Origin of the sequence: Sphingobium lignivorans, from assembly GCF_014203955.1 — a bacterium.
GTDB classification, from domain to species: Bacteria; Pseudomonadota; Alphaproteobacteria; order Sphingomonadales; family Sphingomonadaceae; genus Sphingobium; species Sphingobium lignivorans.
This window is the reverse complement of sequence record NZ_JACHKA010000001.1, coordinates 3,132,906-3,154,597: the sequence shown is the minus strand read 5'-3', so window position 1 is coordinate 3,154,597 and position 21,692 is coordinate 3,132,906. Positions and strand designations below refer to the sequence as shown.

Genomic DNA, 21,692 nt, shown 5'->3' with positions numbered 1-21,692 from the left:
CGGACCTCAGTCCGCCCGGCCCAGCAGGAACCGGCCAAGAGCCCAGCGATCCGATTCGCGGGTGAGGAGAGGCGCCGCGTGCGAAGGGGGCATCCAGAGGCAGTCGTGCTCCCCATCCATGGGCAGGCGCTCGATCAGATATGCGCGGAAATAATGAGCGCGGATGGTCCAGCAGCGCCCGTCGATTCCCTGCGTGAAGAGCGTCGCTTGACCCAGCTCGGTCGTCACCCGTCCGCGCCAGCCCATTTCCTCGACGATTTCGCGCAGCAGGCAGTCGGTGGGCGTCTCCCCGGCCTCGATGCCGCCGCCCGGCAGGAAATGGCGTCCCGCCTGGGGACGAATGAGGGCGAGGCGGCCTTCGGCGTCGAGAATGAAGGCATAGGCGCCGGGCCGCTCGACATAATCGCGGCCTGCCAGTTTCTGCCCGAACGCGGGGTGCATTCCCGTCAGGCGGCGCGCCGCGCCACGACCGCGCCGCCGAGGCTGTTCGGTCCTGCGCTGACGATATCCACCTCGATGATGTCGCCGATGCGGGCATCGGCCGCTTCCACATGCACGGACTGGAGCCAGGGCGACTTGCCGATGAGCTGGCCGGGGTGGCGGCCCTTGCGCTCCAGCAGGATGGTCGTGCGCTTGCCGACGGTCGCCTGATTGAACGCCAGCTGATCGGCGCTGATCGCGGCCTGCAGGCGCTGGAGGCGCTCGTCCATCAGTTCCGGCGCGATCTGGCCGTCCATGTCGGCGGCCGGCGTGCCGGGGCGCGGGGAATATTTGAAGCTGAAGGCATGCGCATAGGCCGTCTCGCGCACGATGGAGAGCGTCTCCTCGAAGTCGGCCTCGGTCTCGCCGGGGAAACCGACGATGAAGTCGCCTGACAGGGCGATGTCCGGCCGTGCGGCGCGGATGCGCTCGATGAGGCGCAGATAGGATTCGCGGCTGTGGCTGCGGTTCATCGCCTTGAGGATGCGATCGCTCCCCGCCTGCACCGGCAGGTGGAGAAAAGGCATGAGTTTCTCCACTTCGCCATGCGCGGCGATGAGGCCGTCGGCCATGTCGTTGGGATGGCTGGTGGTGTAGCGGATGCGTGCAAGGTCCGGCAGTCGGTCGAGCGCGCGGATGAGGCCGTCGAGCCCCTGCCGCCGCCCGGCTTCGTCCTCGCCCTCCCATGCGTTCACATTCTGGCCAAGCAGAGTGATCTCACGCGCGCCGCCATCGACCAGCGCGCGCGCTTCGTCCAGAATGGCGCTCCAGGAGCGGCTGACTTCCGCCCCGCGCGTATAGGGCACCACGCAATAGGTGCAGAACTTGTCGCAGCCTTCCTGCACGGTGAGGAAGCTGGTGGGGCTGCTGCGCCGCGTGCGGCCGGGGAGTACGTCGAACTTGGATGCCGCCGGCATGTCCGTGTCGACGGCGTCTCGTCCCGCGACCACATCGTCGATCAGGCCCGGCAGATTATGATAGGCCTGCGGACCGACGACGATATCGACTGCTTTCGTGCGCCGGGTGATTTCCTGCCCCTCGGCCTGCGCGACGCAGCCGGCGACGGCGATCATGGGACGCGATCCGTCTTCCCGCCTGAGGCGGCCGATGTCGGAATAGACCTTTTCCGCCGCCCTTTCGCGGATATGGCAGGTATTGAGCACGACGAGATCGGCATCGAGGCCCTCGGCGGCCGCCGTCATGCCCCGGTCGGCCAGCAGTTCTGCCATGCGCTCGCCGTCATAGACATTCATCTGGCAACCGAAGGACTTGACGTGGAATGTCCGGGGCTGGGGCTTGGGATCGGTCATGGCGGGCCCTATACAGCCGATGGGCCGGCCAAGGAAGCCGCCTGTGCGCGGACCTCCATGGCCTCCGCGATCCGCCGCCGGGTCTCCGCTGCCAGAGCCTTGCGGTCGGGATGATCGCCCGGATCGAAGGGCGTCAGGAAATGCAGCGTCACGGTGCGGCGTCCCGGAGCGCCCAGGATGCGCAAGGCGTTGGCGATGCCGGATTCCCCGTCCGGCCAGACCATGAGGGACGTCGCCGCGCCATAGTCGATCAGCAGCGGCTGGATCAGGATGTTGCGGGGTGGCGGCAGGAGCACGCTGAACAGGGGCGGCTTGAAGGGAAGCAGATGTGCGCCATTGCCGGTCCCGCCCTCGGCGAACAGGGCGATCGGCTGATGCGCGGAGACCGCCGCCCTGACGCTCTCGATATGGCGGCTTACTTCGCCCCGTCTCTCGCGGGCGACGAAGATCGTGTTGTTCTGCGCCGCCAGCCAGCCCAGGACCGGGGCGGTGCGGACGTCATCCTTGGAAATGAAGGCGCAGCCCGTGGCGCCGCCCAGCAGCGGAATATCGAGCCAGCTCAGATGATTGGCGACGAGGAAAACATCGTGAAGCACCGGCGTGCCGGTGATGCGCACGTCGAAGCCGGCGATATGGCCGGCGCGCCGCAGGAAGATGCGCGGCCAGCGTGACGGACCCCGACGGCGGGCAACGAGATGCGGGATGAGGCAGGCGAGGACCAGCGCCAGCAGCAGGACGAGGCGCCAGAGCGCCCGCGCAATCCGCATTCAGTCCTTGCGCTCGCGATCCAGCGCGACCCCGTAAAGCTCCATGCGGTGATCGACGAGGCGATACCCCAGCTTTTCGGCGATCTGGCGCTGGAGTTGCTCCAGTTCGGGGTCGACGAACTCGACGACCTTGCCGGTCTCGACGTCGATGAGATGATCGTGATGCGCTTCGGGCGCGGGCTCGTAGCGGGCGCGACCATCGCCGAAATCATGACGTTCGAGAATGCCCGCTTCCTCGAACAGGCGGACGGTACGGTAGACCGTCGCGATCGAGATGTTGGGATCAATGGCCGAGGCGCGCTCATGCAGCTTCTCGACGTCCGGGTGATCTTCGCTTTCCGAAAGGACACGAGCAATCACGCGGCGCTGCTCGGTGATGCGCAGGCCACGCTCGGCGCAGAGCGCTTCAATATCGATTGTCCGGGTCATGCGTTCCTGTGTAGCCGAATTTCCCCGCGCGCAAAGCGCCAAAATGGGTGGCCCAGCCAAATTCCGCAGAGAATGACGCTGCCGAACGGGCCGGCAGCGTCATTACGAAGGAATGATCGTTCCGGCTTACTTGCGGGTGCGGCGGCGCGATGTCCCGAGGCCGATCTTCTTGGCGAGATTGCGGCGCTGCTCCGCATAATTGGGCGCCACCATCGGATAATCCGCGGGAAGGCCCCATTTCGTGCGGTAGTCGTCCGGCGTCATCTGATAATGCGTCATCAGGTGGCGCTTGAGCATCTTGAGCTTCTTTCCGTCCTCAAGGCAGACAATATAGTCGGGCTTGATCGAGGAGCGGATCGAGACGGCGGGCTCCTGCTTGGGCGCCGCGGGAGCTGCTTCCTGCTGAAGACCTGCAAGCGCGCCGTAAACGTTCTGGATGAGCAACGGCAAATCCGAAACCGCAACGCTGTTATTCGAAACATGAGCTGCCACGATATCCGAGGTCAAGGTGACGAGCACTTCATCGCGGGCGCTTGCATCCGACATAATGGAATCCTTCAATAGTTGTATTGTTCTTGCGGTACCCTGGGCTGTGCTCTCCAGCACAGATCCGAATTATCGTTTAATGTCGAATGCTTGAAAGGGCAAGGGAGGCAGGCGCGAAATCGTTCAATCATGTCCCAGCATGATTTTGTAACTCAGGGCATCGAACCGTTCACCATTGCTGCCGACATAGTAATCGGGTCGATGATTATACTGAAAAAAGCCGGCCTTGCTGTAGAGATGGATTGCCGGATTGCCGGATCGCACTTCCAGGAACATCGCCTTAGCGCCGCTGCCCTCCGCTTCGTTCATGCAACGGTCGAGCAGGCGCCGGCCATGGCTGCATCCGCGATGATCGGGGTGAACGGCCAGCAGGAGCAGCTCGGCCTCGCCGGCGATGCTGCGCAGCAAGGCGAACCCCACGGGGAGGTCGCCGAGCCGCGCGATGGCCAGGAGCGACCCCGGCAGGGACATCATGCCGCTGAGCTGCGGGGCTGACCATGCTTCCCCATATTGAGGCGGGAAGGCGGCCTTCATCACCTTCATCGCATCAGCGATGTCCGGATCGGTGGCCCGCATGCTGACCCGAATGGTAAGATCAGCCGCCATCACTCCCGGCCCGCGCGCAAGGCTGGTTCCATGGGCCTGGCATCCGCGCCGCGCCCATAGACTGGCCGGGGCGGGCGGCTGCGCTGCGCCTGAGACAGCAGGCCGATCTCGCGGGCGTCAGGCAGCAAGGCGAAGGCCTCGCCCGTCGCGCCGGCCTCGACAAGCTGGCGCGCGCCAGAGCCGACGAGCAGCGGAACATCGATGGAGGCGGCCAGTTCGGCCACGGGGGTAGAGCGCACCTCCAGCAGAGCGCCAGCGTCCGGCGCGGTTGCCGGCCCCGCAAGGGCCCAGAACAGTTCGCCGTGCCCGCCGATCATGACGACGGCAAAGGGCGTGGTCGGGGCCAGCCGCTCGCGGGCCATGGCGCTGACCAGATCGAGGCAGCCATAGCCTTCCACCGGGACTTGCCATGCCATGCCAAGGGCGACCGCAGCGGCAAGGCCCACACGCACGCCGGTGAAGCTGCCCGGGCCGACATTCACGAGGATGCGGTCACAGCGTCCGCCCTCCGGCAGCGCGGCGATCGCCGGGAGCAGGGCCTCGGCATGGCCGCGCCCCAGTTCCTGATGCGAGCCCGCGATGCAATCCGGCCCCTCGAACAGGGCAAGCGAGAGAGCGGGAGTCGCGCAATCAATGACAAGCACGCGTCCGCTCATGCGCTCGCCCGCTCCCTGTCACTCATCATGCAAGATCCCCCGACCCGTTGCGATTGAGCGGTCTTCAGACAGCGCGGACTTCCGTCACTTCCGGCACATAATGCTTCAGCAATTGTTCGATGCCGTTCTTGAGGGTGGCGGTGGATGACGGACAACCGGCGCAGGCGCCCTGCATGCGCAGATAGACCGTGCCGCGCGTGAAGCCGCGATAGACGATGTCGCCACCATCATTGGCGACGGCCGGGCGCACCCGCGTGTCGATGAGTTCGCGAATCTGCGCGACGATGTCCGCGTCGGCCGGATCGTCGCCCGGCATCGGCTGCTGATCCTCATCCGGCGGCACCGAGATGCCAAGGGCGCTGCCGCCCCGAAACAGCGGCATGTCCGCCGAAAAATGGTCGAGGAGAATGGAGATCACGTCCGTGCGCAGATCGCTCCAGGCCACGCCCGGGGCTGCCGTCACCGAGACGAAATCGCGGCCGAAGAACACGCCTGTGACGTCGCCGAGATCGAACAGCGCTTGCGCGAGCGGCGATGCCTCCGCTTCATCGGCATTGGAGAAGTCCCGCGTTCCGGCCGCCATGACTGTCCTGCCGGGCAGGAACTTGAGCGTGGCGGGGTTGGGGGTCTGTTCGGTCTCGATAAACATGGGCTGGCACTCGCGGAAAAGGGCAGGACATCGGCGCAAGCGCCGATGATGCCTTTCCCATTTGGTCAGTCAGGCGCTCGCGCGCAAGTGCTCAGTGCGTGGCGGGGGCGGGCTCGGTGGCCGGGGCGGGCGCGGATGCGGCCTTGGCCTCGCCGGGCATTGCCTTGCTGACCAGCGGAACCGGCATGCCCCGCGCGAGGACGATGGCCGACCAGCTCGTCTCCGGCACCAGATAGCGGGTCGCGAGCTGCTGGAGGTCCGCCGGCGTCACATCGAGCAAATCCCGCGACAGGCTGGCGGCGAGCGCGAGCTTGCGGCGATCGCTGGTGTAGCCGTCGAGCTGGCTCATCCAGAAGGCGTTGCTGTAGGCGGCCCGGTTGAGCAGCTGCCGCACCGGCTCCACTTGCCGGTCCAGCTCATCCTGCGTCACCGGATTGTTGGCCAGGTCCGCGACGATCTCGTTCATGAGCTCGAAGAAATAGGGAATGCGGTCGGGCTTGAGCTGGGTCTGCACGAAGAGGAAACCGCCGCTATCGGCGCTTTCCGGCCAGACGCTCGAGGCGCTCGGCGTATAAGCCGCGCCATCGATCGAGCGAAGCTTCTCGAACAGGCGATCGTTGATGATCCGCGCCAGCATGTCGAGCTGGCGGCTCTCGCGGATGCGGTCCACGCCGCCCCCGGTCGGCCAGGCGATGATGGCGGCCGCCTGCTCGCCAGGCCCGTCATGACTGATGAGAATGGGGGAGGAGACCGGGCGGGGAAAGCCCATGACCCGATATTCGGCCGGCGGCGGGGTATCGGTCCGGCGCTCCAGCGCCCCGAACGTGGCGGCCACGGCGGCGATCGCGTCCTCGGCAACGACATCGCCGAAAATCTGCACTTCCACCGGACCTGCGGCGAGCCGCGGTTCCCATGTCGCCTTGAAGCGATCGAGCGTCAGCACGGTGCGCGCCACGGCGGGCGAGGCCGGTGCGAAGCGGCTGTCCTGATTGCGCAGGAGCCAGTCGAGATTGCGATTGATGGCCTCGGATGCGGAGCCGGGAACCGGATCATAGCTGGCGTCCAGTGCCGCGATGGTCCGCTTCAGCGGCGCGTCGTCCCAGCGGGGGAAAGCGAGCTTCGTGGCGAACAGGCGCAGCTGGTCGCCATAATCCTCCGGGCTGCTGACCGCGCTCAGGGAAAAGGCATCGTCTTCCACCGCGAAGCCGAAGGACAGCCGCCGGCCGTTCATCAGTTCCGTCATTTCACGCTGGCCGAGATCGCCGATGCCGCTGGCCGCCAGCGCGAAGGGGGCGGCCCAGAGCGCATCATTCTCGCGCGGGGAAAAGCTCTGCCGGCCATGGCCGAACCGCACCCGGATGCGCACCTTGCCGGGTTCGGCCTGATTGGCATTGAGGAGCAGGCGCACGCCGTTCTCGAACGCGATATCCTGAATGCCCAGGATGCCGACCGGCGTGCGCGAGGCCACCTTGCCGGGCGCGGGCAGCGCCGGAAGCGAGGCCATGGTGACGCTGGGGGCATCGAGCCGCACATTCTGGGCCGGCTGCACCGGCGCCCGCAGAGCCGTGGCGAGGCGTGCCTGTGCATTGGGCTGGGCGGCCTTGAGGCTGAGCAAGGCGCGCACGGCATCACCCGAGAACAGTCTCCTGGTCGAGGCCAGAAGGTGATCCGGGGTCATCAGGCGGCGCGCGGACCGGAAGATTTCCAGCTGGGCCTGCGGAGAGACGACCGTTTCCCGAATATCGATGGCAGCGACGAGACTTTCCGCCTGCTGGGCGCTGCCCTCGACGGCCGAGGTCGCGGCCGCAGCGGCATAGAGCGCTTCCATGCCCGCAAATTCCCGATCGATGTCCGCGGCGCTGGGGGGCGTCCGCCGCGCGTCCTCTATGATCGCGCGGACCTCCCGCAGGGCCTTCTCCCAATCATTGCCGATCGGGACGATCGTCACATAAGTGGCGTTGGCGGACCGGGAGCTGTCATCGAGAGCCACGCTGGCCTGCAGGAAGGACGCGCCCATGGTGGCGACTGTCTCGAGCCGCCGGTTGATGAGTTCCAGCGCCACCATGTCGGCGAGGCGAGCCTCGTTGAAGGCAATGGTATCCTCGTTGAACACCCAGGGGCGCAGATAAGCGAGGCCGACCGAATAAGGGGAGCTGGGCTCGACAATCACCTTCACGGCCGGGGCCTTGGGATCGGGCTTGCCGAAATCGGGCAGTTCCGTCGCTTCGCCCCGTGCCTGCCAGCCGGCGAAATGGGCGCGCAGGCTGGCTTCGATCACAGCCGGATCCATGTCGCCGGAAATGGCGATGACGGCCCGGTCCGGCCGATACCAGCGATCGTGAAAGGCGCGCAGGGCCTCGGGCGTGGCGCCGGTGAGCGTGGCTTCGGTGCCGATGGGGCTGTGCTGCCCCAGCCGCTGGCCGGCGAAATAGAAGGACCGGACCTGGTCCCCAACGCGCGCGGCCGGGCTCAGCCCCTCGCGACGCTCGGCCAGCACCACCATGCGCTCGGCGTCCACGGCCTCCGGCGTGATGGCAGGCGCCGTCATCATGCCCGCCAGGATCCTGAGGCTTTCGTCGATTCCCGATTGGGTGGCGCGCGGCAGATCGAGCGCATAGACCGTGCCGGTCGGCGAGGTCTGGGCATTGCTGTCGCTGCCGAAGGACGCACCGAGTCGCTGCCAGATGCGCTTGGATTCCCCATCCGGCACGTCGCGCGATCCGCGGAAGGTGAGATGCTCGATGAAATGGGCGAACCCGGCTTCGCGCGGTTCCTCCATCAGGGAGCCGACGTCGACCCGCACGCGAATGGAGACCTGACCGGCGGGCACCTCGTTGCGGCGGATGGCGTAGCGCAGGCCATTGGGCAACTCGCCGAAATGCCAGGCGGGGTCCATCGGCACGTCGCTTGTCGCGTAGAACCACGGGCGGGGCTCGGCAGACTGGGAAGCGGGCGCAGCGGCCGGCTGGGCCTGTGCGTGGAGGGGCGAAGCCAGGAGGACAGCGGCCCCGAGCGCGGCGGAGAGCAGCCGACGAACAGCAGCAGAGCGAATAGTCATGGCACCTGTGTAGGGGTGAAAGGAAGCATCGTCACACGGAAACTTGTCGCGACATGTCGCGATCCAGAGAGGGGAGGGGACGGCATCAATCGCCGGGCGGTCATGAACCTCAACTGACTGCCCGGCGCGCGGCCCGCCCAGCGATGCCGCGTCCACGCTGTTCCGCATGACAGACCGGGGCGCCGTACGATCAAAGCTTTCTTTACCACAGCCGACTAGAAGGCGGGCATTGGAGGAGATCCACAATGTCCGCCCCGAATGCGTCGTCCGATAAACCAGGTGGCACCCTGGCCAAGCTTGGCCGTATCTTCGGGATTGGGGAAACCTTGCCGAACGAGAGCGAGATATCCGCCGCGGGAGAGCGCGAAACGGGCAATGGCCACATGCGGCGCGAAGTCGAGCGTCGAAAGGCCTTGTATGCGGATGTCGGTGATTTCCTCTTCGCGCATGACCTCGATATCACGCCGCTCAATTTCGGCCTCGCGCTCGATTATATCACCGGCAACGACGTCGCGATCGAGAAGGCGGTGCGCGCCATCCTCAGCGACCGGGGGCGCATCACCAACGGTGTTGCCGAACAGATCATCGCCGACCAGCGTGCCGAGGACCTGACACCCGATTCGCTCACCGAAATGCTGGCGCAGATGGAAGCGAACCTCAATCAGATCACGGGCATCGCCGACCAGTCGAGCAATTCCGCCAAGGATTTCGGCGCGGCGCTGCAGGCGCAGGCGGCCGAGCTGAGCAAGGAGAATGCCGGCGGCGAAACGATCGCCAATCTCGTGTCGCTGACCCGCAGCATGATCGAGAAGACGCGCGAGGTGGAAAGCCGGATGCGCGAGGGGCAGAAGCAGACGCGGCTGCTCCAGAAGAATCTCGAAAATGCCCGCAAGGCGGCGGAGCAGGACCATCTGACCGGCCTGCCGAACCGCCGCGCCTTCGAGAGCACATTGCGCGAGGAATGCGCCATTGCCCGGGAGAATGGCGAGCCGCTCAGCGTCGCCTTCTGCGACATCGATCATTTCAAGGCCGTCAACGATACCCACGGGCATGATGCCGGAGACCGCGTGCTCAAGTTCGTCGCCGGGCTGCTCGCCAAGGTCTCGGGCGACAAATGCCATGTGGCGCGGCATGGCGGCGAGGAGTTCGTGCTGCTCTTCCGGGGCCTGCCGGTCGCCGAGGCCGCCAAGGTGGTCGACGATGCGCGCGCAGACATGGCCAGCCGCAACCTCGTCGATCGCAAGACCGGCGAGCGCATGGACCAGGTGACCTTTTCAGGTGGCGTGGCGGACATGTTCGCGCACCCCGAGCCGCGCGATGCGCTACGGGCCGCGGACCGGGCACTTTATCTCGCCAAGGAACATGGCCGTAATCGCGTCTATATCGCCCGCGAACCCGAGCAATAAGGGCGATTCCGGCTTCCGCGTTCCCCGGGAACGGGACAGATTACCGGACACTCTAGGACATATAAAAAGCGCTGTCCCGAACGCCTCCCGAGAGGGGAAATGCGCAAGGCGGATCGCAGCAAGTTGAAACCTGAATCGGGTTTCAGAAATCCGGCTGGTCGTAATATTTGGGCGGCGTCACGACTTCCATGCGCTCGGCGAGCAGCGGCCGGAAGGACGGGCGCGACTTGATGCCGGCATACCAGCGGCGCGTGGGCTTGTGCCCTTCCCAATCGATGCCGCCAAGATAATCCGCCACGGAAATATGCGCCGCCGCAGCCACATCGGCCAGGCTCATCGTGCCCCCGGCGAGCCAGCTGCGATGATCCAGCAGCCAGTCCATATAGTCCATATGGGTGTTCGCCTTGCGCATGGCATCACGCAGCGCCCCGGCATCGGGGGAAGCGCGCGCGACGATGCGCTTGATCATCCGCTCATTGAGCAGCGGCGCCACGACGTCCCGGAACACCACCTGATCGAACCACGCCACGAGCCGCCGGACTTCCGCCCGGGCCAGCGCGGAACCGGAGATGAGGGGAAACTGCTCGACCGTCTCCTCGAAATATTCGCAGATCGCCTGACTGTCCGCGAGCGTGGTCGCCCCGTCGTCGGAGACGAGCACCGGCGTCGTCCCGGCCGGATTGAGATCCAGAAACTCGTCGCGGCCTTCCCAGGGCGACTCGCGCACGAGCTCATAGACGATGCCCTTCTCCGCCATCAGGAAGCGAAGCTTGCGCGAAAAGGGGCAAAGCGGGAATTGATACAGGTGCCACATCCTCATCTCCCTTAGACCGCGCCCGGTGGCGCGCAAGCTCCATTCTCGGCAGGGACCCGGATGCGGCGCGCGCGGAAGGCCGCCAGCGCCCCGGTCCGTGGCTGGCATGGGACGGAGCGAGGCTGCCAACGGCGCCGCGCTCTGCTAAGCTGCGCCGATGCAGCGGACTGCACGCCGTCTCTTCACCGTTGGCGTGATCGCGTTCCTTGGCGCGGTCGGCGGGGTGATGCTCGGCAATTTCGTGGCCGGCGGCGCGGCCACGCGCGGACAGGACGAACTGGCGGATTACAGCCGGATGCTGGAGGGCATGGCCGCCGACGTGACGTCCGTCGCGGCGACGGCGGACCGCAGCTTCGCCCCGCGGCCCGGCCCGACATCCTATGAATGCGAGGGTTGCGATGCGAGCCTCTATGACAGCGCGGCGGCGCAGGTCGTGGACCTGATGGTGCCGGTCATGCCGCACTATGCGCCGGAAGAGCCGCCGGTCCCGGTCCGATTGCCGCCGGTGCGGACGGGCGAGCGAGCGGGAGAGCGCGCGCGGGCGCCCGGGGCGGCCGCCCGGCCCGTCGTCGCGCCGGTGCCGGCCGGATCGCTTGCGCCCGTGCCTGCGCGGACAGAAGTGCCGGCGGGGCCAGAGCTGCCGGCGCGAGACGCGCAGATCGACGTGCCGCCACCATCTGACGAGCTTCCCTGACCTGCCGGCCAGGGCCCGGAAATAGCCGCTTTATCCCTTGCGCTCGGCCCGTTCCCGCGCCTTGCGGGCATCGGCGGCGAGCCGGCGCCCCCAGATCACGCCCACCGCGCCGATGCCGAACAACAGGGCCATGGGCGGGGCAGGGAGGTCGGCGCGCTTGTCCTGCGCCTCCTGCTTCGCCTCGCCCGCCCGATGCAGGCCCGGCGCACTGGCCGAAGCCCGCGCCGCGTCATCCCCGGCCGCCTGAGCGGGCAGGGGAAGGAGCATCAGGGCAGCGACGGCTCCAAGACTGGTGAACGGACTGCGCAGATCGGCCTCCCCGCCGTTCGACTCGGATGAGCGGGAACGGCCTCCATCCGGCTAAGCATGATCGCGCGTGGAGCGGCAATGATGACAGGGGGCGGCCTGTCCCGATCTGGTGCAGGGGTGGTGTGGGCAAACGCGTTGGCTTTGCGGAGCCCGCGATTCCGATCCAGAAGCAGCCTTGCGGGACGCGACGATGTTACCGTCATCGTCGCCCCGGACTTGCTCCGGGGTCCCGCTTCCTTGTCACGCGAGGGTATCGAACAAGTCCTGCCAGTCGGGATTGCCGCGCTCGATCAGGTCGAACTTCCAGGCTCGCCGCCAGCGCTTGAGGCGCTTCTCATGTGCGATGCATTCGACGATATCATCTGCGCGCTCCGCCCACACCAGTCGAACCAGCCCATATCGCGCGCAGAAGTCCGAGCCCTCGCCGGATCGATGCTGGTGGATGCGGACGGGAAGCTGTGAGGTGACACCGACATACATCGTGCCGCGATAGCGATCGGCCATGATGTAGACCCAGCCGCCGCTTCTCTCGCGCTCCATGAACACAGCATCGGCTGAAGCGGGACCCCGGGTCAAGCCCGGGGTGACGATTGGGGAAGCGGCTTTCCACCCCCATTTCAGCCACGACGTAGGCTGTCAGCGCGCCCCGATCGCGGACTCCGGTCAGGGGCGATTTGTCCGTGCCGCCTCGGGCTTGCCACGTTTCCAATGGCATGTCCGACCTTATACCAAGGGCTTTAGCTGCCGACGTTTATGGGTTCACAACCAAGAAGAGCGTCTTATGAATGTTCGGATGAGGATGAGGGTTCTGCTTCCGCTGATCGTACTCGGGTCATGCACAGATCCCAAAGGTCGATCTGACGCTCGTAATGACCTGCCACTTGCCAAAGAACAGAACGCTCAAATCGCCGCCCGTGATTGCGGGGTCGATGAGTGGCAGTTAGTGCAGATGCTTGCAATCCATGGACCACCGCCTGAAGAGCCACACTTCAGCTATAAACTCGAATCTCTAGCGTCAGAGGAGATTGGAGCCGATCAAGGGCGTACCTGGGACAGAACGAAACGGATCGAAAGGATTAACGCCTGCCTCTGCGCCTCATTTGAAAGGCAAAGGGTACGGTCCGGCATCGCCGCGCCTGCGCTGGTCGAGACGGTGCTTAAGTAAGCATCTGTGGCACGCGAATGCGGGAATCCAGTAGCGACGCTGCGATGAAGCGCTGCCTCGATCCTTATGTCTACCTGCTTGCCTCGCGCCGTAACGGCACGCTCTATCTGGGCGTGACATCCAATCTGATGCAGCGCATCGCCCAGCATCGCGCGGAAACATTCGGCGGCTTCTCGGCTGACCAGGGGTCAAGCTGCTGGTCTGGTTCGAGCAGCATGCGACGATGGAGCACGCGATCTTGCGTGAAAAGCAGATGAAGAAGTGGCGCCGGGCCTGGAAGCTCGACTTGATCGAGCAGGCGAATCCGAACTGGGAAGACCTTGCCGTCGACCTTGGTTTCGCGTCGCTCGGGTGACTGGATTCCCGCATGCGCGGGAATGACGAGGAAGAGGAGGGCAGGTGCTCTCCCCATAACAATTCAGCCACGACGCAGGCTGTCAGCGCGCCCCGATCGCGGACTCCGGTCAGGGGCGATTTGTCCGTGCCACCTCGGGCTTGCCAGGTTTCCAATGGCACGTCTGAGCCATCCGGTTCCAGCGCGCGGTCGAACGTGTTTGGCAACCTCGTTGGGGCAAAAAATCAGGGGCCGGCCCCCATGAAAGGACCGGCCCCTTGATGGGTCAGTTCGGGATGGGTCGGGTCATTCGGCGGCCATTTCGGTTTCCTCGTCGGAGAGGGGGTGGTCGAGCCGGGTGATCATTTCCTTGGGGCAGATCTGCCAGAAATGCTCGCGGGCGCGGTCCCAGTCGTGGAGGATGGCCTGGGCCCAGCTGCTGTCGGTGCGGGCGACATGCTCCTCGATGAGAGTGCGCAGCGCGGCTTCCCAATGGGCGCTGGCGAGGCGCTGCCAGACGATGCTTTCCGGGTTCGCGCGCTGCGGGAAGGTGCGCGCCTCGTCATAGACGAAGGCCATGCCGCCGGTCATGCCCGCGCCGAAATTGGCGCCGACGCGGCCGAGGATGACGGCGATGCCGCCGGTCATATATTCAAGGCCATTGGCGCCGCAGCCCTCGACCACCACTTGCGCGCCGCTGTTGCGCACGGCGAAGCGCTCGCCGGCCTGACCGGCGGCGAACAGCTTGCCGGAGGTCGCGCCATAGAGCACGGTGTTGCCGATGATGGTGTTGTCCTGGCTGGCGAGCGGGCTGGAGACCATGGGCCGCACCGCGATGATGCCGCCGGAAAGCCCCTTGCCCACATAGTCATTGGCATCGCCGAACACTTCGAGGGTGAGGCCCTTGCACAGGAACGCGCCGAGCGACTGGCCCGCCGTGCCGCGCAGGCGGACATGGACGTGGCCGTCCGCCAGCGTGGACATGCCGAACTTCTGCGTGACCATCGCCGAGAAGCGCGTGCCCACGGCGCGATGCGTGTTGCGCACCGTGTAGGTGAGCTGCATCTTCTCGCCCCGCTCGAACACGGCCTTCGCGTCCGCGATCATCTGCGCATCGAGGCTGTCCGGCACCTCGTTGCGGAAGGTCGGGATGTTGAAGCGGCGCTTGTCGTCATCCGCATCCACCTTGGCGAGGATCGGGTTGAGATCGAGATCGTCGAGATGCTCGGCGCCGCGGCTTACCTGCCGGAGGAACTCGGTGCGGCCGATCACCTCATTGAGGCTGCGGCACCCCAGACGAGCCAGGATCTCGCGTACTTCCTCGGCAATGAAGGTCATGAGATTGATGACCTTCTCGGGCGTGCCGGTGAACTTGGCGCGCAGCCGCTCGTCCTGCACGCACACGCCCACGGGGCAGGTGTTGCTGTGGCACTGGCGCACCATGATGCAGCCCATGGCGACCAGGCTCAGCGTGCCGATGCCGAATTCCTCGGCGCCCAGGATCGCGGCGACGACGATGTCCCGCCCGGTCTTGAGGCCGCCGTCCGTGCGCAGCTTCACCCGGTGGCGCAGGCCATTGAGGGTGAGCACCTGATTGGCCTCGGACAGGCCCATTTCCCAGGGCAGGCCCGCGAACTTGATGCTGGTGAAGGGCGAGGCGCCGGTGCCGCCGACATTGCCGGAAATGAGGATCACGTCCGCATGCGCCTTGGCCACGCCCGCCGCCACCGTGCCGATGCCGGCCTGGCTGACGAGCTTGACGCAGACCCGCGCGCGCGGATTGATCTGCTTCAGGTCATAGATGAGCTGCGCGAGATCCTCGATCGAGTAGATGTCATGATGCGGCGGGGGTGAGATGAGCGTCACGCCGGGCGTCGAATGGCGCAGCCGGGCAATGAACTCGGTCACCTTGAAGCCGGGCAGCTGGCCACCCTCGCCGGGCTTGGCGCCCTGCGCGACCTTGATCTCCACTTCCTCGCAGGCGCCGAGATATTCGGCCGTGACACCGAACCGTCCGCTCGCGATCTGCTTGATCGAGCTGTTGGCATTGTCGCCATTCTCGTACGGCGTGAAGCGCTTCTTGTCCTCGCCGCCCTCGCCGGAGACGGCCTTGGCGCCGATCCGGTTCATGGCGATGGCGAGCGTCTCGTGCGCCTCGGGCGAGAGCGCGCCGAGCGACATGCCCGGCGTCACGAAGCGCTTGCGGATCTCGGTGATCGCTTCCACCTCGTCGATCGGCACGGCCCGGTCGGGATAATTGAACTCGAGCAGATCGCGCAGATAGACCGGCGGCAGCTCCGCCGCCCCGCGCGCGAACTGAAGGTAGGTCGAGTAGCTGTCCGTCGCCACCGCCGTCTGCAGCAGGTGCATGAGCTGGGCGGAATAGGCATGGGTGTCGCCGCCCGCGCGATGCCGGTAGAAGCCGCCCACGGGCAGATGCACCACCTTCTTGCTGCGCGCCGCCTCATGCCGCACCAGCGCATTATACTGGAGCGAGGCATAGCCCTCGCCGGAGATCTTGGAGGGCATGCCCGGGAAGAGATCGTTCACCAGCGCGCGGGAAAGGCCGACCGCCTCGAAATTATAGCCGCCGCGATAGCTGGAGATCACCGCGATCCCCATCTTGCTCATGATCTTGAGCAGGCCCTCGTTCACCGCGTTGCGATAATTGCCAAGGCAGGTCTCCAGGCTGCGCTGCCCGAACAGGCCGCGCGCATGGCGATCCGCGATGCATGCCTCGGCGAGATAGGCATTCACCGTCGTCGCGCCGACGCCGATGAGCACCGCGAAATAATGCGGATCGAGGCACTCGGCGGTGCGCACGTTGACGGAGCAGTAGGAGCGCAGCCCCTTGCGCACGAGATGCGTGTGGACGGCAGCCGCCGCCAGCACCATCGCGATGCCGACCCGGTCCGGGCCCACGGCCTCGTCCGAGAGGAAAAGCTCGGTCTGGCCGGCGCGCACGGCGATCTCCGCCTCGTCGCGGATGCGGTTGATGGCGGCGCGCAGCGCATCGGGCGGGCCATCGGCGGGGAAGGTGCAGTCGATCTCCGCGACCACCTTGCCGAAATAGCGCTTCAGGCGCGACCAGTCCTCGCACAGCAGCACCGGCGAATCGAGGATCAGCACGTCGCTGTTCTGCGCGTCGTCCTCCAGGATGTTCGCGAGGTTGGAGAAGCGCGTCTTCAGGCTCATCACATGCCGCTCGCGCAGGCTGTCGATGGGCGGATTGGTGACCTGGCTGAAATTCTGGCGGAAGAAATGGCTGATGGTGCGCGGCTTGTCCGTGATGACGGCCAGCGGACTGTCATCGCCCATCGATCCGACGGCTTCCTTGCCGTCCTCGGCCATGGGCGTGAGGATCAGCTCCATGTCCTCCATGGTGAGATTGGCGGCGATCTGGCGGCGCGTCAGCTCCGCGCGGTCCCATTGCGGCCGGGCGTCCTCGGCGGGCGCCGGCAGGTCCCCGGCGTGGCGGAAGCCCTTCACATAATCGGCATAAGGCCGCTCGGCGGCGATCCGGTCCTTGATCGCGCGATCGTCGAACACCTTGCCGGCATCGAGATCGACGGCGATCATCTGGCCCGGGCCCAGCCGGCCCTTCTTGGTGACGGTGCTTTCCGGCACCACGACCATGCCCGTCTCGGAACCCACGATCAGCAGATTGTCGGCCGTGAGCGTGTAGCGCAGCGGCCGCAGGGCATTGCGGTCCATGCCCGCGACGGCCCAGCGGCCATCGGTCATGGCGAGCGCGGCCGGCCCGTCCCACGGCTCCATGACGGAGGCGAGATAATTGTACATGTCATGATGCGCCTCGGGCACGTCATCGCTGTGCTGCCAGGCCTCGGGCACCAGCATCAGCTTGGCGGTCGGCGCGTCGCGGCCGGCGCGGCACAGCGTCTCGAACACCGCGTCAAGCGCGGCAGTGTCCGATGCACCGGCGGGGATCACCGGCTTGATGTCGCTCGACTGCTCGCCGAACGCGAGGGCCGCCATCTTGATCTCGTGGCTCTTCATCCAGTTCTTGTTGCCGCGGATCGTGTTGATCTCTCCATTGTGGGCGAGGCTGCGGAACGGCTGGGCCAGCCACCATTGCGGGAAAGTGTTGGTCGAATAACGCTGGTGGAAGATCGCGACGCGGCTCTCGAAGCGCTCGTCCGTGAGATCGGGATAGAAGACCGACAGGCTCTCCGCGAGGAACAGGCCCTTGTAGACGATCGACTGGCAGGAGAGCGAGCAGATGTAGAAATCGTTGATCTGCGCCTCGATGACCTTCTTCTCGATCCGGCGGCGGACGAGATAGAGATCGCGCTCGAACTCGGCGACGGCCTGTTCCTCGGGCATGGGCCCGGCGATGAGGATCTGCTCGATTTCCGGGCGCGTCCGCTGGGCCTTCTCGCCGATGACGGACACGTCGACCGGCACCTGCCGCCAGCCATAGATGCGGTAGCCGGCCTGGATGATCTCCGCCTCGACGATCGTGCGGCAGGTCTCCTGCGCGCTCAGGTCCGTGCGGGGCAGGAACACCATGCCCACGGCGAGCCGGTTGGGCATCGGCTTGTGGCCGGACGCGGAAATCGCATCGTCGAAGAAGCGCGCGGGCAGATCGACATGGATGCCCGCGCCGTCGCCGGTCTTGCCGTCCGCGTCCACCGCGCCGCGATGCCACACGGCCTTGAGCGCATCGATCGCGCTCTCGACCACGCGGCGCGAGGCCTTGCCGTCCGTCGCGGCAACGAGGCCGACGCCGCACGCGTCGCTCTCGAACTCGGGGCGATACATGCCTTCGCGGGCGATGCGGTCACGTTCTTCCGGGCTGGCTGTGAAGCTGGTCTGCTCGGTCATCATTCGTTCCTTCCGGTCCGCTGCGCCGTCCTCGCGGATTGCCGCTCGACGCAGGGCGATCTTTCCTCTGGTCCGCCCTGCGGGGGGGCGTTCACATTCGTTCCGCCTAGGCCGCGACCCGCTGCCGGGTGCCCGCCCTGGCCTTGAGCCAGCTCTGCATGTGCTCGGCGACGTCGCGGCCGTCGCGGATGGCCCAGACGACGAGGCTGGCGCCGCGCACGATGTCGCCGGCGGCGAAGACGCCCTCGACGCTTGTCATCATGCTGCGATGATCGATCCGCAGCGTGCCCCAGCGCGTGACGGCAAGCTCGGGCTCGGCGAACATCACCGGCAGGTCCTCGGGCTCGAAGCCGAGCGCCTGGATGACGAGATCGGCCGGGATGCTGGCCTCGCTGCCCGGATCGGGCTCGGGCGAGCGGCGGCCGGACGCGTCCGGCTGGCCGAGGCGCATGCGGGTGAGCTTGACGCCGGTGACCTGATCGGTGCCCTCGAAGGCGACGGGCGCGGAAAGCCAGACGAACTCGACGCCTTCCTCCTCGGCATTCTGCACTTCGCGCTGTGAACCCGGCATGTTCTCCCGGTCGCGGCGGTAAAGGCAGCGCACGCTCCTGGCGCCCTGGCGGACGGCCGTGCGCACGCAATCCATGGCGGTGTCGCCGCCGCCGATCACGACCACGTCCTTGCCGGCGGCGAGCAGCGAGCCATCCTCATGCTCGGGCACGGCATCGCCGAAATTCGCCCGGTTGGAAGCTGTGAGGAAATCGAGGGCCTTGACGATGCCCTTCGTGCCGACGCCCGGCGCCTTGATGTCGCGCGCCTTGTAGACGCCGGTGGCGACGAGCAGAGCGTCGTGGCGCTTGCGCAGCTCGGCGAGCGTCGCGTCGCGGCCGACATCGAAGCTGGTGTGGAAGTGGATGCCGGCATCCTCCAGCCGCTTCACGCGGCGCATGACGACTTCCTTCTCCAGCTTGAAGCCGGGGATGCCGTAGGTCAGCAGGCCGCCGGCCCGGTCATGGCGATCATAGACATGCACGTCATGGCCTGCGGCGCGCAGATATTCGGCGGCAGTGAGGCCGGCGGGACCGGCGCCGATGATGCCGACAGACTGGCCGGTGGGCTCGTCCACCTGCACCGGCTCGACCCAGCCTTCCTTCCACGCGGTATCGGTGATGAACTTCTCGACCGAGCCGATGGTGACGGCGCCGTGGCCCGAGAACTCGATGACGCAATTGCCTTCGCACAGCCGGTCCTGCGGGCAGATGCGGCCGCAGATCTCCGGCATGGTGGAGGTGAGATTGGACAGCTCATAGGCTTCACGCAGGCGGCCCTCCGCCGTGAGCCGCAGCCAGTCCGGGATGTGATTGTGCAGCGGGCAGTGGACCGAGCAATAAGGCACGCCGCATTGCGAGCAGCGCCCGGCCTGATCCTCCGCGCTATCCACCGCGAAGCTGCTGGATATCTCCTGGAAGTCATGGGCCCGTTCGCTCACCGTCCGCTTCTCCGGATAGGATTGCGAGCGCACCACGAACTTCAGCATCGGATTTTCGGCCATTCTTGGATTCCCCAGAGGCCGAAGGGCGGCCTCGCGCGGGTCCATAACGTCAAAAAACGGCCGAGTCACGCAATTCCGGCCTATTGGGCCAGGAATGTTGACCTATTTTATGGCGGGCCCTGCTCTCACCAGAGCCTATGCACTGCCCGCCGATCCTTTTAGGTCCGATCCGGTCCTACCTCATCAGCAGCCAGATCAGGGCGACCGATCCCACCACGATTCGATACCATGCGAAAGGGGTGAAGCCGTAGCGGCCGACAATGGCGACGAAGGCTTTCACGACCAGCAATGCCGCGACGAAGGCGGCGGCGAAGCCGATGGCGATGAGATTGAGATCGTCCGCGTTGAGCAGGGCCCGGTCATGCCACAGGGCATAGACCGTGGCGGCCAGCATGGTGGGGACGGCGAGGAAGAAGCTGAACTCGGCAGCGGTCTTGCGCTCCACGCCCATCATCAGGCCGCCCATGATGGTGGCGCCCGAGCGGCTGACGCCCGGCAGCATGGCGGTGCACTGGACCAAGCCGATGCCGAACGCCGTGCCGAGCGGCATGGTCTCCACGGACTCGACCCGCACATGCTTGACCGTCCGTTCGAGCACCAGAATGATGATGCCGCCCACGATGAGCGCGACCGCGACCACCATCGGCGTCTGGATGGCCACGCGAATGGCCTCGTACACCAGGACGCCGATCACCATGGCCGGCAGGAAACCCACGATGATGTTGCGCGTGAAGGCCACCGGGCCGGGCTTCATCTGCAAGAGGCCCATGCCCACGCCCCAGAAGCGCCGCCAGTAGACCACGATCACGGCCAGGATCGCGCCGAGCTGGATGGCGATCTTGAACGTCACCGAGGATTCGCCCGTGAAGCCCAGCAGCTCGCTCGCGAGGATGAGATGGCCGGTGGAGGAGACCGGCAGGAATTCGGTCAATCCTTCGAGGATGCCCAGCAGCAGGGCGGTGGGGATGGCACTGTCCATGATATGATTGTCCCGGCTGTCAGGATGAGGGCGGCGGGGCGGCGGCCGCCCTCATGGGGCGGGTCAGGCGCGAACGGGCGCGCCGAAACGGCCCTGCCGGCGATAATGCGTCAGCCAGGCGGGCGCGAGCGCCGCCATCGGCGCGGGCTTGATGCCGAACCGCTCGAAGCCCGGGGCATCGGCCGCCACGACATTGTCATGGAGCAGCATCCTGAACTGGTCGCGCGTGATCGGCGCACCCGGCGCCCAGCCGGTCATCGCGGCAAGCGCGCTGGCCAGCCCGTCCGGCATGGGGAGGAAGCGGACCTTCCGGCCGATCTGGTCGGCGATCCAGTGGTTGATCTGCGCGAGCGTCATGACGTCCGGCCCGCCGAGCTCGAAGGTCTGCCCGCCGAACGTCTCGGGCGATTCGACCGCCTGCGCGATGGCGCGGGCAACGTCCGCGACATTCACCGGCTGGAAGCGCGTCTCGCCCCGGATCAGCGGCACGGCTCGCACGAGCGGAACGGACGAACCGGTAGCGATGAGCTGGGCGAAGCGATTGGTGAAGCCATCATCCTGGCCGAACATGATCGACGGGCGCACGATCGTCGCGCCCGGGAAGGCCGCGCGCACCGCTGCCTCGCCTTCGCCCTTGGTCCTGCCATAAGCCGAGTTGCTGGCCGGGTCCGCGCCGATCGCCGAGACATGGACGAGCGCGTCCAGCCCCTGTGCGGCGGCGGCTTCCGCAATGTTGCGCGCGCCGATGACATGCGCCGACACCATGTCGCCCTTGAGCAGGCCGACCAGATTGACCGCGGCGCCCGCGCCCGCCAGCGCGGCGGCGACCTGCCCGGGCTTGGTGATGTCGACCGCGAGCAGCTGCGTCTGGCCCATGTTGCCGAGCGAGCGCACGGCCATCGCCTGGCGCGGCATGCGCTGCGCGATCCGCACGCGATAGCCTTTCGACAGCAGCTCCTGCGCCACCCGGCGGCCGACAAAGCCACCACCGCCAAACAACACCACCGGCTTGTCCGTTGCGCTCATGCCATCTTCCCGTTCGAAATCCTGTTCCTGCCGCTCGCGGCGGCGTCGCCTCTCCCTTGCAACAGCA

At 66.4% G+C, this 21,692-nt stretch carries 20 protein-coding genes; 4 read left to right on the top strand and 16 right to left on the bottom strand.

All coding sequences use genetic code 11. From position 1 onward, the window contains the following. Window positions 1-6: 6 nt before the first annotated feature. The 9 genes from HNP60_RS14490 to HNP60_RS14450 form a co-directional block, all read right to left on the bottom strand. Complete coding sequence (locus HNP60_RS14490) at window positions 7-441, bottom strand: NUDIX hydrolase (RefSeq protein WP_184155102.1); 435 nt, start codon at window positions 439-441, stop codon at window positions 7-9. Between the two features lie 5 nt (window positions 442-446). After that, a complete protein-coding gene (gene miaB, locus HNP60_RS14485) occupies window positions 447-1,790 on the bottom strand; it encodes a tRNA (N6-isopentenyl adenosine(37)-C2)-methylthiotransferase MiaB (RefSeq protein WP_221414683.1) in 1,344 nt (447 codons plus the stop codon). Between the two features lie 8 nt (window positions 1,791-1,798). Continuing rightward, window positions 1,799-2,557, bottom strand: a complete 759-nt coding sequence (locus HNP60_RS14480; RefSeq protein ID WP_184155101.1) for a lysophospholipid acyltransferase family protein — start codon at window positions 2,555-2,557, stop codon at window positions 1,799-1,801. Further along, complete coding sequence (locus tag HNP60_RS14475) at window positions 2,558-2,986, bottom strand: Fur family transcriptional regulator (protein WP_014077255.1); 429 nt, start codon at window positions 2,984-2,986, stop codon at window positions 2,558-2,560. Window positions 2,987-3,112: 126 nt separating this feature from the next. Then, window positions 3,113-3,532, bottom strand: a complete 420-nt coding sequence (locus HNP60_RS14470) for a Ros/MucR family transcriptional regulator (protein ID WP_014077254.1) — start codon at window positions 3,530-3,532, stop codon at window positions 3,113-3,115. Window positions 3,533-3,655: 123 nt separating this feature from the next. Further along, window positions 3,656-4,138, bottom strand: a complete 483-nt coding sequence (locus HNP60_RS14465) for a GNAT family N-acetyltransferase (protein ID WP_184155099.1) — start codon at window positions 4,136-4,138, stop codon at window positions 3,656-3,658. After that, window positions 4,138-4,794 carry a tRNA (adenosine(37)-N6)-threonylcarbamoyltransferase complex dimerization subunit type 1 TsaB gene (tsaB, locus tag HNP60_RS14460; RefSeq protein ID WP_184155097.1) on the bottom strand — a complete coding sequence of 219 codons (657 nt, stop codon included), beginning with the start codon at window positions 4,792-4,794 and terminating at the stop codon, window positions 4,138-4,140. Before tsaB ends, HNP60_RS14465 begins: the two co-directional genes overlap by 1 nt. 64 nt (window positions 4,795-4,858) lie before the next feature. Further along, on the bottom strand, window positions 4,859-5,443 hold the full coding sequence (locus tag HNP60_RS14455) for a NifU family protein (RefSeq protein WP_184053349.1): 585 nt from the start codon (window positions 5,441-5,443) through the stop codon (window positions 4,859-4,861). Between the two features lie 91 nt (window positions 5,444-5,534). Beyond that, window positions 5,535-8,501 (bottom strand): M16 family metallopeptidase, encoded by a 2,967-nt coding sequence (locus HNP60_RS14450; protein WP_260394906.1) that lies wholly within the window; start codon window positions 8,499-8,501, stop codon window positions 5,535-5,537. Window positions 8,502-8,746: 245 nt separating this feature from the next. Between HNP60_RS14450 and HNP60_RS14445 the strand changes: the two genes are divergently transcribed. Next, complete coding sequence (locus HNP60_RS14445; RefSeq protein ID WP_184155093.1) at window positions 8,747-9,907, top strand: GGDEF domain-containing protein; 1,161 nt, start codon at window positions 8,747-8,749, stop codon at window positions 9,905-9,907. A gap of 142 nt (window positions 9,908-10,049) precedes the next feature. Here HNP60_RS14445 and HNP60_RS14440 read toward each other — a convergent pair whose 3' ends face one another. After that, complete coding sequence (locus tag HNP60_RS14440; protein ID WP_184155090.1) at window positions 10,050-10,721, bottom strand: glutathione S-transferase family protein; 672 nt, start codon at window positions 10,719-10,721, stop codon at window positions 10,050-10,052. A 157-nt stretch (window positions 10,722-10,878) separates the two neighbouring features. Here HNP60_RS14440 and HNP60_RS14435 point away from each other — a divergent pair, with 157 nt between their 5' ends. After that, the gene (locus HNP60_RS14435) at window positions 10,879-11,415 is read left to right on the top strand and encodes a hypothetical protein (RefSeq protein ID WP_184155087.1); all 537 of its coding nucleotides are present in this window, start codon (window positions 10,879-10,881) and stop codon (window positions 11,413-11,415) included. A 30-nt stretch (window positions 11,416-11,445) separates the two neighbouring features. Here HNP60_RS14435 and HNP60_RS14430 read toward each other — a convergent pair whose 3' ends face one another. Further along, the gene (locus HNP60_RS14430) at window positions 11,446-11,682 is read right to left on the bottom strand and encodes a hypothetical protein (RefSeq protein ID WP_184155084.1); all 237 of its coding nucleotides are present in this window, start codon (window positions 11,680-11,682) and stop codon (window positions 11,446-11,448) included. A 282-nt stretch (window positions 11,683-11,964) separates the two neighbouring features. Then, window positions 11,965-12,264, bottom strand: coding sequence for a GIY-YIG nuclease family protein (locus tag HNP60_RS14425; RefSeq protein WP_184155081.1), 300 nt, complete (start codon window positions 12,262-12,264; stop codon window positions 11,965-11,967). 642 nt (window positions 12,265-12,906) lie between these two features. On the opposite strand from HNP60_RS14425, the gene HNP60_RS20370 reads away from it, so the two are divergent. Together HNP60_RS20370 and HNP60_RS20365 are read left to right on the top strand one after the other, a co-directional pair. Beyond that, window positions 12,907-13,146: a GIY-YIG nuclease family protein gene (locus tag HNP60_RS20370; protein WP_420825229.1), complete on the top strand. Its 240-nt coding sequence runs from the start codon at window positions 12,907-12,909 to the stop codon at window positions 13,144-13,146. Continuing rightward, window positions 13,113-13,244 carry a GIY-YIG nuclease family protein gene (locus tag HNP60_RS20365; protein ID WP_420825256.1) on the top strand — a complete coding sequence of 44 codons (132 nt, stop codon included), beginning with the start codon at window positions 13,113-13,115 and terminating at the stop codon, window positions 13,242-13,244. Before HNP60_RS20370 ends, HNP60_RS20365 begins: the two co-directional genes overlap by 34 nt. Window positions 13,245-13,529: 285 nt before the next feature. On the opposite strand, the gene gltB is transcribed toward HNP60_RS20365, so the two are convergent. From gltB to HNP60_RS14400, 4 genes are all read right to left on the bottom strand, one after another. Further along, a complete protein-coding gene (gene gltB / locus HNP60_RS14415) occupies window positions 13,530-18,068 on the bottom strand; it encodes a glutamate synthase large subunit (protein WP_184155078.1) in 4,539 nt (1,512 codons plus the stop codon). A 106-nt stretch (window positions 18,069-18,174) separates the two neighbouring features. Continuing rightward, window positions 18,175-19,620, bottom strand: a complete 1,446-nt coding sequence (locus HNP60_RS14410; protein ID WP_184155076.1) for an NAD(P)-dependent oxidoreductase — start codon at window positions 19,618-19,620, stop codon at window positions 18,175-18,177. Window positions 19,621-19,795: 175 nt separating this feature from the next. Further along, on the bottom strand, window positions 19,796-20,599 hold the full coding sequence (locus HNP60_RS14405) for an undecaprenyl-diphosphate phosphatase (RefSeq protein WP_184155074.1): 804 nt from the start codon (window positions 20,597-20,599) through the stop codon (window positions 19,796-19,798). 63 nt (window positions 20,600-20,662) lie between these two features. Beyond that, complete coding sequence (locus HNP60_RS14400; protein ID WP_184155072.1) at window positions 20,663-21,625, bottom strand: complex I NDUFA9 subunit family protein; 963 nt, start codon at window positions 21,623-21,625, stop codon at window positions 20,663-20,665. Window positions 21,626-21,692: the final 67 nt, after the last annotated feature.

What these genes read in the sequence shown, in the direction of transcription:
- HNP60_RS14490 (WP_184155102.1), bottom strand. Translation starts at nt 441, where the DNA reads ATGCACCCCGCGTTCGGGCAGAAACTGGCAGGCCGCGATTATGTCGAG.
- HNP60_RS14410 (WP_184155076.1), bottom strand. Translation starts at nt 19,620, where the DNA reads ATGGCCGAAAATCCGATGCTGAAGTTCGTGGTGCGCTCGCAATCCTAT.
- HNP60_RS14480 (WP_184155101.1), bottom strand. Translation starts at nt 2,557, where the DNA reads ATGCGGATTGCGCGGGCGCTCTGGCGCCTCGTCCTGCTGCTGGCGCTG.
- HNP60_RS14425 (WP_184155081.1), bottom strand. Translation starts at nt 12,264, where the DNA reads ATGGAGCGCGAGAGAAGCGGCGGCTGGGTCTACATCATGGCCGATCGC.
- HNP60_RS14470 (WP_014077254.1), bottom strand. Translation starts at nt 3,532, where the DNA reads ATGTCGGATGCAAGCGCCCGCGATGAAGTGCTCGTCACCTTGACCTCG.
- HNP60_RS20365 (WP_420825256.1), top strand. Translation starts at nt 13,113, where the DNA reads ATGGAGCACGCGATCTTGCGTGAAAAGCAGATGAAGAAGTGGCGCCGG.
- HNP60_RS14475 (WP_014077255.1), bottom strand. Translation starts at nt 2,986, where the DNA reads ATGACCCGGACAATCGATATTGAAGCGCTCTGCGCCGAGCGTGGCCTG.
- HNP60_RS14405 (WP_184155074.1), bottom strand. Translation starts at nt 20,599, where the DNA reads ATGGACAGTGCCATCCCCACCGCCCTGCTGCTGGGCATCCTCGAAGGA.
- gltB (WP_184155078.1), bottom strand. Translation starts at nt 18,068, where the DNA reads ATGACCGAGCAGACCAGCTTCACAGCCAGCCCGGAAGAACGTGACCGC.
- HNP60_RS14465 (WP_184155099.1), bottom strand. Translation starts at nt 4,138, where the DNA reads ATGGCGGCTGATCTTACCATTCGGGTCAGCATGCGGGCCACCGATCCG.
- HNP60_RS20370 (WP_420825229.1), top strand. Translation starts at nt 12,907, where the DNA reads ATGCGGGAATCCAGTAGCGACGCTGCGATGAAGCGCTGCCTCGATCCT.
- HNP60_RS14445 (WP_184155093.1), top strand. Translation starts at nt 8,747, where the DNA reads ATGTCCGCCCCGAATGCGTCGTCCGATAAACCAGGTGGCACCCTGGCC.
- miaB (WP_221414683.1), bottom strand. Translation starts at nt 1,790, where the DNA reads ATGACCGATCCCAAGCCCCAGCCCCGGACATTCCACGTCAAGTCCTTC.
- HNP60_RS14430 (WP_184155084.1), bottom strand. Translation starts at nt 11,682, where the DNA reads ATGCTCCTTCCCCTGCCCGCTCAGGCGGCCGGGGATGACGCGGCGCGG.
- HNP60_RS14435 (WP_184155087.1), top strand. Translation starts at nt 10,879, where the DNA reads ATGCAGCGGACTGCACGCCGTCTCTTCACCGTTGGCGTGATCGCGTTC.
- HNP60_RS14455 (WP_184053349.1), bottom strand. Translation starts at nt 5,443, where the DNA reads ATGTTTATCGAGACCGAACAGACCCCCAACCCCGCCACGCTCAAGTTC.
- HNP60_RS14450 (WP_260394906.1), bottom strand. Translation starts at nt 8,501, where the DNA reads ATGACTATTCGCTCTGCTGCTGTTCGTCGGCTGCTCTCCGCCGCGCTC.
- tsaB (WP_184155097.1), bottom strand. Translation starts at nt 4,794, where the DNA reads ATGAGCGGACGCGTGCTTGTCATTGATTGCGCGACTCCCGCTCTCTCG.
- HNP60_RS14400 (WP_184155072.1), bottom strand. Translation starts at nt 21,625, where the DNA reads ATGAGCGCAACGGACAAGCCGGTGGTGTTGTTTGGCGGTGGTGGCTTT.
- HNP60_RS14440 (WP_184155090.1), bottom strand. Translation starts at nt 10,721, where the DNA reads ATGTGGCACCTGTATCAATTCCCGCTTTGCCCCTTTTCGCGCAAGCTT.